Source organism: Colwellia echini (assembly GCF_002843355.2).
Classification (GTDB): domain Bacteria; phylum Pseudomonadota; class Gammaproteobacteria; order Enterobacterales; family Alteromonadaceae; genus Colwellia; species Colwellia echini.
In genome coordinates this window covers 1-11,299 of sequence record NZ_PJAI02000002.1, presented here as the reverse complement: position 1 = coordinate 11,299, position 11,299 = coordinate 1, and the positions used below count along the sequence as shown (strand labels likewise).

Sequence of the window (11,299 nt, the reverse complement as noted above, 5' to 3'; positions counted from 1 at the left end):
AAATGAAGATGCATAAATATTTAATCATACCTGTTTTGCTAGGTTGCAGTGCTTCGGTGCAAGCACTGACGCTTGAGCAATCTATTGCCCAAGCCATGATGAATAACCCACAATTGATACAAAAATATGCTCAATTTGAAGCTAAATATAAAGATAAGCGTGCAGCCTTTAGTGACTATCTTCCACAAGTATCAGTGTATGCCGCTACAGGTTATGAAAAAATCACATACAATAATGGCCGTGAATATGACTCAGAATTAAATCGTCGCGAGTTAGGCTTACGTGTTACCCAATCATTATTTTCTGGTTTTGAAACCGTTGATGAAGTTGCTCGTTTAGACTATGAAATTAAAGCCGATCAGCAAGCCTTGATTTCTGCCGCTGAAAATTTAAGTCTTGAAATAGCACAAATTTATATCGACCTATTTCAAAGCCAAGGCGTAATTGAGCTATCAGAGCAAAATATTAAAGATCACGAAGACATTCTTAATAATATACAAAATAGAGCCAAAAAAGGATTAAGTAGTGCCGCTGATGTTGCTCAAGTTCAATCAAGATTAGCCACTGCAAACTCTGGTTTATTAGCTGCAAGAAACAATCAATTTGATTTAAAAGCTCAGTATTTTGATCTAGTCGGTGAATACCCTATTGATTTGCATAATCCGGAAGTCGATTCAAATTATTTACCTGAAACGTTAGATATAGCTATTGATCGTGCTAAAGATAACCATCCAGAAATTAAAGCCTCAATTTTTGATGTTCAAGCGGCAGAAAAACAAATGGATCGTGATAAAAGTGGTTTTTGGCCGAAAATAGATTTAGAGCTTGATATAAATAATAACGACAATATCGGTGGTTTTGAAGGACCAGACGATGATGGTCGTATTATGCTAACCATGAGTTACGATATTTATAGCGGTGGTAGAACAACAGCAAGAACTGAAGCTTCTGCATGGCGTAAAGAAGAAGCAAAAGCGATCAGAAACAATACCTATCGCCAAGTAATAGAAGGCACTACCCTCGCTTGGAATGCTTTTCATTTTGTTGGTGAGCAAAAAGGCTTTTACCGTCAAAATGTAGACTTTGCTACCCAAACAGAAAAAGGTTATATGCAGCAATTTGTTATTGGTCGTCGTTCGCTATTAGACGTACTCGACTCAAAAATTGAATTATTTAATGCACGAAAAAATTACTTAAAAGCCTCTTTTGATGAAAAGAAAGCCCGATATCGCTTAATTAACGCTACAGGAAAATTAATTGAAGAATTACGGGTAGATACACCTGATGCTTGGAAGCTAAAAGATAACGACGATGAAGAGAATAATCAAACTGATGAAACAACAAGTTCAACAGCGCAAGAGGTAAGTAACTAATGAAATATTCAATATTCACTAATATTTTTAACACCACTCGCCAGTCAATGTTACTACTTTGTTTAACTAGTTTAACTGCTTGTATAACAAACCCTGAGCTTTATAACGAACAAGATCCTCTACAAGCGCAAACACGCGATTTAAAAGACACTGATCTAGATGGCGTAATAAATGCCCGAGATTTGTGTTTAACAACTCCTGACGATGCAGTTATCAGTAATGATGGCTGTGAAAAGCTAACCGGTAAACCAAAAGTTAAATATCGAGTAATTGATTTTGGCTTTGATAAATATCACTTAAGTAAAATTGAGCAAAAAAGAGTGGTAGAAATGGCAACATTCCTAAATAAATACCCTGAAACAAGTTTGTATCTTATTGGTGATACCAGCATTGAAGGAACTAATGCTTATAATGAAAAACTAGCGAAGCGAAGAATTAATACAGTACAATCAATATTGTTAAAAAATAATGTTGCAGCCAATCGCTTAAAAGATGAAGTGTACAACATGAAAAATCATATTCCCGCAAGTTTACAAGGCAGAAAAACTCGTTTAATTGCTGTATTGCAATGGCCTAAAGATTATAAAGATTATGAAGTAAAGTGGGATATTTTTACTGAAAGTGAAAAAACTCAGAAAAGTATAAAGTAACCTCCCAAAATCATTAAATTCATACCTTTTTGATAAAGTAACCCAACAATAACTTGGGTTACTTTAATTAACTATTTAAGCTGATTTCAGGATAATAAAGCATGTAGTTTAATAGTATCAATCACTTACCTATATCCTCTACAATAGTTTAAATTTTCGTAGTATAAATAAGAGTCAGGAAAGCAAAGTTAATGAATAATTTCATGAGTTATGCCACCCAATTACACCAAAAATGTGATCTTCCCATCGAGAGGGTTCCTGAAGCTTTCATTATGTCTTTTGATACTTGTTTGCTATAAGTACTAACTTTAGACAAATCTCTCCTGGATTTAAAAGCTTTATAATTGTCATGGAGCTTCCTTTTAATGAGTAAAATAATCTTAGCTTAATTAGCAGTAAATCCGAGCTTTGATACATCATTAATCCATTGTGTTCTAGACTTTTTTGTAGAGCTTATAATGGGGCCAATCATTTTACTTTTCACAGAGTGAAAACCAACAAATTCGAGTGTTGTTGCCTTTAACTGCTTGATAGCTGGTGCTCCTTGAATTATAGAGTAATACCATGGGGGAGTATCCATCGTCATTATAATTCGGGCTGTTTTACCTTTTAGTAGTTTTTTGGGGATCAATTTACCTTTTTCATATTGAAATGCAAAACCAGGTAAAAATGTTCGATCAATTAATCCTTTTAATTTTGCAGGTAACGACCCCCACCAAAGGGGTGTAAGAATAACTAGGTGTTCACACCACTCTAGCGAAGCCTGAAATGACTCTAACGAATCCTCCATAGAAGTTTGCACTTCATACCCACCCGAAAGATCCATGTTAAACTCCATATCTGATATTTTTAACAGCCGAACTTCATGTTTTTTTTCTGCTGAGTTTGCATACGCCTCAGCTAAAGAACTTATAAAACTATTTTTCTTAGGGTTTGCTGCTAGAACTAATACTCGTTTACTCATCTCATTATCCAATATTAATTATTTGAGATTCAGTGTACTGTCTCCCCTTAAGGGGAGAGTCAAATATTAATTTAGGGAATTATCTGGTTATAGCATTTATCAAGATTATTGATTTGTTTATTTATATCGTCAATTTTACTACTTAATTGCTCTCTGATTTCTCTTAAAAATTTTTTTATTTCCTTCCAATCAATCTTACCATTACTGTAAATAATAACGCTTTTAAGCTTGGACAAGGGAATTCCTAAGTCCTTTGCCTCTTTAATTAATATGAGAAGTTCTAAATCTGTTTCATCATATACTCTATATCGGCCTTTTCTGTTAGGCTGCCTGATTAATCCTTTTTCTTCATAGAATCGAATAGCCTTGATAGATAAACCCGCTTGTTTTGATGCTTCACCGATGTACATATGCTACCGACTTTTAATGAGCTTGTAGAATTACTCGTTTGTTATTAATTTCCCCCTAAATCAGGGGTACCAAATGCATTATCTATATCATTTTAACGGTTTACAGTGCGATACAGGAGCATAAAAAAATCAGTTACTTTGGCTGAATGAGTTATTCTACAGCCTCAACGCCTCACTAAGAGGCTAAAAATTGTTGATTATAATATGCGAGGTACAAGCAAGAACCAACTGTTTTTGAGGAAATAAGGAAAATACGAATAACCTTCACTGTTATCCTCAAATACTATTTGAATTTCAAAACAAAAAAGCTCCTGAATAAATTCAGAAGCTTTTATATATATCACAAGATTTGTCATTTATCGTCAAGCTACTTATGTTAACTCAACCTTTACACAATTAAGTAATCAATTGCTAGCGTGAATAGTGGCTACGTACTCAATTTACATTCTTAATCAATTAATTGATATTGCTCACGTAAAATTGCAATAATTTCAGCTTTTGGGTTATCCGATAAAATAATTTTCTGACCCGTTATTTTTTCAGCTATCTCTGTGTAAGTTTTTGAGACATCCATTAGCACAGATAAAGGTAATTCGTTATCACGTGCTAACGCTTCACGCTCATCCATACGATCTTTATTTAATAAAATATCAGGATCTGGGAAGTGATTAAGGAGTAATTGACGAAACCCTTCTTTTGAGTTTTCAACCACTTTGCCCGCACGGTAAGCTTCACCGTCCCATATACGTGAAGAATCTGGCGTACCTACCTCGTCCATATAAATAAGCTTATCTTCACCATTTACATCTTTAACGTAACCAAATTCAAACTTAGTATCTACAAACACTTGGTCTATTTTTGCTAATGCCGTTGAAATAACGTCAAACCCCTCAGTTAATAATTTCTCATATAAAGAGATATCTTCAACTGATTTAAAATTAAATGACGCAAAATTGTCTTCGATATTTTTACGGGTAATATTTACGTCATCAACTGCAGGAACACCTGGAATATCTTTTAAAATTCCTTTAGTAGATGGTGTTTGTAATAGCTTAGGTAGCTTACTATCTTTTGCTAAGCCTTCTGGTAATTCAATACCACAAAAATCTCTCTCACCCTTGGTGTAAGCGCGCCACATTGAACCCGTAATATATTGACGACAAATGGCTTCAATCATCACTGGCTTAGCTTTTTGTACAATCCATACAAATGGGTGCGGTATATCTAAAATATGACTATCAGCTAAGCCTTGATCTTTAAATAATTTAAACCAGTGATTAGAAATAGCATTTAAAGCCGCGCCTTTGCCAGGTACGCCACGCATATTGTTTTCACCAGACCAAATACAGTCAAAGGCTGAAATACGGTCACTAATAACCATAATGGCTAATGAAGTATCGCTAGGTACATCATAGCCCTTTTCTTCAATAAGGCGCTTGCTATCAGTTTCAGTTAACCAATATACAGAGCGCACTTTACCGCTATGAACAGGTGCATTAGTACGAATAGGAAGATCATTATTAACGGCTAAAACTTTATCAGCTAAGTTCATCATTATTTCTCGTGATTAATTATCAAATATTTCAATGTTTAAAATAGTGTTTTACTAAAGCGACTTGTACACTTTTACTAAACAGTTAAGTACTAAGCAGTAAGTCGTTTTGGTGAAATATTATTATTTATACGTAATTTAACATACCTATATAAGTAATACGTATAAAAGTAAAAAGGACGCTATAAAGCGTCCTTTTTTCAAGTTTAACCAATACCTAATAAGGCCTAGTTAAACTACATTCTTAACTTAGGCAGCTAAAGAAGCTTGCGCTTTTTCAACTAAGAAAGTAAATGCTGCTTTATCGTATACTGCGATGTCAGCTAGGATCTTACGATCAATTTCAATTGAAGCTATTTTCAAGCCATTGATGAATTTGCTGTAAGATAAACCATTTTGACGAGCTGCTGCGTTAATACGAGCGATCCAAAGTTGACGGAATTGACGTTTACGTTGACGACGATCGCGGTAAGCGTATTGACCTGCTTTAGTTACTGCTTGGAAAGCAACACGATAAACACGACTACGTGCACCGTAATAACCTTTAGCTTGCTTTAGAACCTTTTTGTGACGTGCACGAGCTTGTACACCACGTTTTACTCTAGCCATTTTCTATACTCCTAATTAACCGTGACGTAAAAGTTTTTTAACTGACTTAATGTCAGATGCGGCGATCATGCACTTAGCACGAAGATGACGCTTAACTTTAGTACGACGCTTAGTCAAGATATGACGAAGGCCAGCTTGTTTGAACTTGTAGCCTGAGGCTGTTTTTTTAAAGCGCTTTGCAGCACCTTTATTGGTTTTCATTTTAGGCATGTGAATAATTCTCAAATTTATACTTTCTTTAAAAAGAAGGTATATGCCAAATATTAAGTAGCGAGGGCGAAAATGACTCAGTAAACATAAATGTTAACTTAATCACTTTACTTGCAAGCCTTTACTACCAGCGTAAAGATAAAGTTGGTGAATAAGTTATCCGAAAATAACTTATTACTTGTCAAACCAAAAATTATCTATTTTTAGGGGCTAAGACCATCACCATTTGACGCCCTTCCGCTCTACGCGGGAAGAACTCAAGCACGGTTAACTCTTCTAAATCGTTTTTAACGCGAGTTAAAAGTTGTAAACCTAGCTCTTGGTGGGCCATTTCACGGCCACGGAAACGTAATGTAACCTTGACCTTGTCGCCGTCTTCCAAAAAGCGCTTCAAGCTACGTAATTTCACTTGATAATCGCCTTCATCTGTACCAGGACGGAATTTAATTTCCTTAACCTGAATTTGTTTCTGATTTTTACGTTGTTCTTTTTGTTCTTTAGCTTTCTCATAGATAAACTTGCCGTAATCCATCACACGACAAACCGGTGGTTTAGCAGTAGGGCTAATTTCAACAAGATCTACACCAGCGTCATCCGCTTGATCCATTGCTTCATCTAAAGTAACGATGCCACCAGGCTCTCCGTCAAACTTAATTAATCGAACTTCGTTATTTAGTATATCTGTAATTAACTCATTTAAACGATGAGCTGGCTCTTTACGCCCGCCTCGTTGTCCACCTTTAATAGCCATGTTCCTCCAAAGAACTCTTTTTTATTTACTTATAAATTGAGCTTTATATCTGTTTATTTATCAAAAGTGCTTATTGACGTTGGTCAACTCAGCGCTTTCTCCGCAAACAGACATAAAACTCTACTTTATAAGTGATAAAATTATCACTTATAATATTAAATTAATGTATGTCAGTTAGTTTATATTCTTGTTTTAACTTCTTCGCTTAATTTAGCGATAAAGCTATCAACAGACATTTTTCCTAAATCTTCACCACTTCGAGTTCTAACTGCAATTTCGCCAGCTTCCATCTCTTGGTCACCAACAACTAGCAAATAAGGAACTCGCTTCAAAGTGTGCTCGCGGATTTTAAAGCCTATCTTCTCATTTCTCAAGTCTATTTTTGCTCTAAAGCCATTTTCTTTGAGTTTTTTAACAACTTTTTCACAATATGGCGCTTGTTTGTCGGTAATATTCATAATTGTCGCTTGAATTGGCGATAACCATGTTGGGAACTTACCTGAGTATTCTTCAATTAAAATACCAATAAAACGTTCTAAGGAACCTAAAATAGCTCTGTGAATCATTACCGGAGTATATCTTTCGTTGTCTTCACCAACATAAGTTGCGCCTAAACGCTCTGGTAATGCAAAATCAAGTTGTACTGTACCACATTGCCAACCACGACCTAAACAATCCATTAATGTGAATTCAATTTTAGGACCGTAAAATGCACCTTCTCCAGGTAAATATTCAAACTTGATGTCGTTATCTTTTAACGCTTGAGCTAAACCAGCTTCGGCTTTGTCCCAAATTTCATCACTACCAATACGTTTTTCAGGACGTGTTGACAATTTAACGACTATGTCCTCAAAACCAAACGAGCCGTAAACATCGTACACCATTTGAATACATTTGCTTACTTCAGCTTGAACTTGTGATTCCATACAGAAAATATGCGCATCATCTTGAGTAAAACCACGAACGCGCATTAAACCGTGTAAAGAGCCTGATGGTTCATTACGATGACAACAACCAAACTCAGCCATACGCAGCGGTAAATCACGGTACGACTTTAAGCCTTGGTTAAATATTTGCACATGACCTGGACAGTTCATTGGTTTAATCGCGTACTCACGTTTTTCCGACGTTGTCGTAAACATGTTTTCTGCGTATTTTTCCCAGTGGCCTGATTTTTCCCAAAGTACGCGATCCATCATTAATGGACCTTTTACTTCGTCATAGTCATATTCATGAAGTTTTTCACGAATAAATTTTTCTAATTCTGTATAAATTGTCCAACCATCGTTATGCCAAAACACCATACCTGGTGCTTCTTCTTGCCAATGGAATAAATCTAATGTTTTACCAATTTTACGGTGATCACGCTTTTCAGCTTCAGCTAAACGTACAATATAAGCTTTCAGTTGTTTTTTATCAGCCCATGCTGTGCCGTAAATACGTTGCAACATTTTGTTGTCTGAGTTACCACGCCAGTATGCGCCGGCAACTTTCATTAATTTAAAATGATGACAATGACGCATACTTGGTACATGAGGACCTCGACACATATCAATGTATTCTTCGTGATGATATAAAGCCGGGGTATCTGTTTTCTCGATATTTTCATCAAGAATTTGTAATTTGTAAGTTTCGCCGCGCTCCGTAAAAGCGTCGTAAGCGTCTTGCCATGTACCAGTTTTCTTCACAACTTCATAGCCTGTACGCGCTAGTTCAGTCATACGCTTTTCAAGCTTAGCTAAATCGTCTTCGGTAATTGACTCTTCAAGGTCAATGTCATAATAGAAACCATTGTCGATAGTCGGACCGATAGCCATTTTAACATTTGGGTATAATTGCTTTATTGCATGCCCTAATAAATGTGCACAAGAGTGACGTATAATTTCAAGACCTTCACTATCTTTACTGGTGATAAGTTGTAAGTCAGCGTCTTGGGTGATTAATTCACACGCATCAACAAGATTTCCATTAATACGGCCAGCAATGGTCGCTTTTGCTAAACCTGGGCCAATATCAAGAGCAACATCCATTACAGATACTGCTTGTTCAAAGCTACGTTGTGAGCCATCTGGGAGAGTAATTACAGGCATGTTTGTTCCTTATTCAGTGGCGGCGCATACCAAGCGTCGCATGAATTTATTAATAATTTAAAATAAATGGTATTGGCTGTCGCCTCTTGCGGTTACCTACTAATGTTCATCCTGAACATAAAAAAGAGCTTAACTCTCTTTCTTGAAATATAAATTTACGGCGACAATTGTAAAAGCCTTACTCTTTTTAAACAAGGGCTTTGGTAAAATTTTAGTTCTTTTTTGCTAGCGACTATTACCTAAACCTTAGTCATTATCAGCAACTATTATTGCTCAGCCATCATAGCTAACGCCATAGCTTCAGCAACTTTAATACCGTCAATACCTGCAGATAAAATTCCGCCCGCATATCCTGCGCCCTCACCTGCTGGGTATAAACCTTGCGTGTTCAAGCTTTGTAATGTTTCTTTATCTCGAGTAATTTGAATCGGTGATGAGGTACGAGTTTCTACCGCCGTTAAGGTAGCGTCGCTCATAGAAAAACCTTTAATTTTCTTCTCAAAAGCAGGAAGTGCCTCTCTAATAGCAGCAACAGCATAATCAGGTAAGGTTTCACTTAAATCACAATACCTTACACCTGGTTTATATGATGGTGTAACGCTGCCATGTTCGCCACTTTTACGCCCAGCTAAAAAGTCACCTACAAGTTGCACTGGTGCATCATAATTACTGCCTCCAAGCGCATAAGCCTTTTCTTCTAATTTACGTTGAAATTCCATACCAGCAAGTACGTAATCTCGCGTTGAAGCAAACTCGCTAGTTACATAGTCACTCGGCTCAATTCCAACAACAATGGCGCTGTTAGCATTACGCTCATGACGAGAGTATTGGCTCATACCATTAGTTACTAAACGTCCTTCTTCTGAAGCAGCAGCAACAACAGTGCCACCTGGGCACATACAAAAGCTGTAAACTGAACGCCCATTACTACAATGATGCACTAGTTTATAATCTGCAGCGCCTAATATTTCGTTACCTGCATTCTCACCAAAACGTGCTTCATCGATAACTGATTGTTCATGCTCTATTCTAAAACCGACAGAAAAAGGTTTTGCTTTAATATAAACATTTGAGTCGAACAACATACTAAAAGTATCACGGGCACTATGGCCGATGGCTAAAGCAATATGGTTGGTTTCAATATGTTCGCCGGTAGCTAGTGTTAAACCAGTTACTTTTTGATTTTGGTAGCCTTCGATACCTTGTGTGTTTTTTTCAGCGCCATCATTATCAACAAAATGAATGGTATCTACACGTTGATTAAAGCGAATTTCGCCACCCAACTCAAAAATTTTAGCGCGCATTTGTTCAACCATGGTCACTAATTTAAAAGTACCAATGTGAGGTTTGCTAACATATAAAATTTCTTCTGGTGCGCCTGCATCAACAAATTCATGTAATACTTTACGGCTATAATGTTTTGGGTCTTTAACCTGACTATATAATTTACCGTCAGAAAATGTACCTGCACCACCTTCACCAAATTGTACGTTTGATTCGGTATTCAATATTTTTTTACGCCAAAATCCAAAGGTATCTTTAGTGCGTTGCCTTACTTCTTGGCCGCGCTCTAATATAATCGGTTTAAAGCCCATTTGTGCAAGAACTAAACCTACGAATAATCCACATGGCCCCATGCCAATTACCACAGGACGATTTTTAAGTTCTTTTGGCGCTTGTGCTACAAACTTATAAGCCATATCTGGTGTTGCTTTTACTTGATTATCATTACCAAAATTAACAAGTAGTTGTTCATTCAGGGTGGTTTCGACATCTAAAGTATAAATTAAAATAATATTCGTTTTTTTACGTGCATCATAACCACGCTTAAATACGCTAAAGTTTACTAATTGATCGGCGTTAATAGATAGTTTAGATAAAACAGCTTGTTCAAGTTCGTGATCTTTATGGTCAAGCGCAAGTTTAATATTGGTTAAACGAATCATTCTTTATGCAATCCAACAGGAGAAGAGTAATATTTTTCGGTATTTTACCTGTACGCTATCATTTTATAAACAAGAGATTGAAATTGCGCTCAACAAAGGTATGATCTACCTCATTATTGATAACCACTTTAACGATTTTAAATACTCCTATGGCATTTGTAGTAACTGATAACTGTATCTTATGTAAATACACTGACTGTGTAGCGGTTTGTCCCGCCGATGCATTTTATGAAGGTCCTAATTTTTTAGTGATTAGCCCGGATGATTGTATTGATTGTGATTTATGCCCAGTTGAATGCCCTGCTGATGCAATATACCAAGAAGATGAAGTACCTGAAGACCAGAAAGAATTTATAGAGCTTAATGCTGAACTAGCCAAACACTGGCCCAGAATCACAGAAGTTAAACCACCTTTAGACGATGCAAAAAAATGGGATGGCGTAACCGACAAAATACAATACCTAGATACTCAACTAGACGATTAATTTCGTTGACCTATAAATACAGCTTCCCCCTAAAAACATTAATTTTCAGATAGATCATATTATTACAATTAATAGCTAAAATTAATCATTAAAAGTATCGACTATTTTGTTCAATAAGGCTTAAACTAGTTAACCTGAGTTCGGGATAATGAAATTTTAAAGTATAACAATATCAACTATTTGTATTCACGTATCTACAATAGTTTTAATTATTCGTAGTACAAGGCGGGAAAGCGAAGCCAATAACGGGTTATTGGGA

At 36.2% G+C, this 11,299-nt stretch carries 11 protein-coding genes; 3 read left to right on the top strand and 8 right to left on the bottom strand.

The window, feature by feature from the left end:
• Positions 1-8: 8 nt before the first annotated feature.
• Together CWS31_RS02685 and CWS31_RS02680 are read left to right on the top strand one after the other, a co-directional pair.
• Positions 9-1,373, top strand: coding sequence for a TolC family outer membrane protein (locus tag CWS31_RS02685; protein ID WP_101343782.1), 1,365 nt, complete (start codon positions 9-11; stop codon positions 1,371-1,373).
• Positions 1,373-2,023, top strand: coding sequence for an OmpA family protein (locus CWS31_RS02680; protein WP_101343781.1), 651 nt, complete (start codon positions 1,373-1,375; stop codon positions 2,021-2,023). Before CWS31_RS02685 ends, CWS31_RS02680 begins: the two co-directional genes overlap by 1 nt.
• 385 nt (positions 2,024-2,408) lie before the next feature.
• On the opposite strand, the gene CWS31_RS02675 is transcribed toward CWS31_RS02680, so the two are convergent.
• From CWS31_RS02675 to CWS31_RS02640, 8 genes are all read right to left on the bottom strand, one after another.
• Positions 2,409-2,987: an NAD(P)H-dependent oxidoreductase gene (locus CWS31_RS02675; RefSeq protein ID WP_101343780.1), complete on the bottom strand. Its 579-nt coding sequence runs from the start codon at positions 2,985-2,987 to the stop codon at positions 2,409-2,411.
• 71 nt (positions 2,988-3,058) lie between these two features.
• Positions 3,059-3,397 carry a MerR family transcriptional regulator gene (locus CWS31_RS02670; RefSeq protein ID WP_101343779.1) on the bottom strand — a complete coding sequence of 113 codons (339 nt, stop codon included), beginning with the start codon at positions 3,395-3,397 and terminating at the stop codon, positions 3,059-3,061.
• Positions 3,398-3,845: 448 nt separating this feature from the next.
• Positions 3,846-4,949: a phosphoribosylaminoimidazolesuccinocarboxamide synthase gene (locus CWS31_RS02665; RefSeq protein WP_101343778.1), complete on the bottom strand. Its 1,104-nt coding sequence runs from the start codon at positions 4,947-4,949 to the stop codon at positions 3,846-3,848.
• 249 nt (positions 4,950-5,198) lie between these two features.
• Entirely contained in the window at positions 5,199-5,558 is a 360-nt protein-coding gene (rplT, locus tag CWS31_RS02660; protein WP_101343777.1) for a 50S ribosomal protein L20, read from the bottom strand.
• 15 nt (positions 5,559-5,573) lie between these two features.
• Positions 5,574-5,768: a 50S ribosomal protein L35 gene (gene rpmI / locus CWS31_RS02655; RefSeq protein ID WP_033094689.1), complete on the bottom strand. Its 195-nt coding sequence runs from the start codon at positions 5,766-5,768 to the stop codon at positions 5,574-5,576.
• Positions 5,769-5,961: 193 nt separating this feature from the next.
• On the bottom strand, positions 5,962-6,519 hold the full coding sequence (infC, locus tag CWS31_RS02650) for a translation initiation factor IF-3 (protein WP_101343776.1): 558 nt from the start codon (positions 6,517-6,519) through the stop codon (positions 5,962-5,964).
• Between the two features lie 179 nt (positions 6,520-6,698).
• A complete protein-coding gene (thrS, locus tag CWS31_RS02645) occupies positions 6,699-8,609 on the bottom strand; it encodes a threonine--tRNA ligase (RefSeq protein ID WP_101343775.1) in 1,911 nt (636 codons plus the stop codon).
• Between the two features lie 266 nt (positions 8,610-8,875).
• Complete coding sequence (locus tag CWS31_RS02640) at positions 8,876-10,555, bottom strand: NAD(P)/FAD-dependent oxidoreductase (protein ID WP_101343774.1); 1,680 nt, start codon at positions 10,553-10,555, stop codon at positions 8,876-8,878.
• Between the two features lie 149 nt (positions 10,556-10,704).
• Between CWS31_RS02640 and fdxA the strand changes: the two genes are divergently transcribed.
• Positions 10,705-11,040, top strand: a complete 336-nt coding sequence (fdxA, locus tag CWS31_RS02635; RefSeq protein WP_101343901.1) for a ferredoxin FdxA — start codon at positions 10,705-10,707, stop codon at positions 11,038-11,040.
• Positions 11,041-11,299: the final 259 nt, after the last annotated feature.

What these genes read in the sequence shown, in the direction of transcription:
- CWS31_RS02680 (WP_101343781.1), top strand. Translation starts at nt 1,373, where the DNA reads ATGAAATATTCAATATTCACTAATATTTTTAACACCACTCGCCAGTCA.
- thrS (WP_101343775.1), bottom strand. Translation starts at nt 8,609, where the DNA reads ATGCCTGTAATTACTCTCCCAGATGGCTCACAACGTAGCTTTGAACAA.
- rpmI (WP_033094689.1), bottom strand. Translation starts at nt 5,768, where the DNA reads ATGCCTAAAATGAAAACCAATAAAGGTGCTGCAAAGCGCTTTAAAAAA.
- CWS31_RS02670 (WP_101343779.1), bottom strand. Translation starts at nt 3,397, where the DNA reads ATGTACATCGGTGAAGCATCAAAACAAGCGGGTTTATCTATCAAGGCT.
- fdxA (WP_101343901.1), top strand. Translation starts at nt 10,705, where the DNA reads ATGGCATTTGTAGTAACTGATAACTGTATCTTATGTAAATACACTGAC.
- CWS31_RS02685 (WP_101343782.1), top strand. Translation starts at nt 9, where the DNA reads ATGCATAAATATTTAATCATACCTGTTTTGCTAGGTTGCAGTGCTTCG.
- rplT (WP_101343777.1), bottom strand. Translation starts at nt 5,558, where the DNA reads ATGGCTAGAGTAAAACGTGGTGTACAAGCTCGTGCACGTCACAAAAAG.
- CWS31_RS02665 (WP_101343778.1), bottom strand. Translation starts at nt 4,949, where the DNA reads ATGAACTTAGCTGATAAAGTTTTAGCCGTTAATAATGATCTTCCTATT.
- CWS31_RS02675 (WP_101343780.1), bottom strand. Translation starts at nt 2,987, where the DNA reads ATGAGTAAACGAGTATTAGTTCTAGCAGCAAACCCTAAGAAAAATAGT.
- CWS31_RS02640 (WP_101343774.1), bottom strand. Translation starts at nt 10,555, where the DNA reads ATGATTCGTTTAACCAATATTAAACTTGCGCTTGACCATAAAGATCAC.
- infC (WP_101343776.1), bottom strand. Translation starts at nt 6,519, where the DNA reads ATGGCTATTAAAGGTGGACAACGAGGCGGGCGTAAAGAGCCAGCTCAT.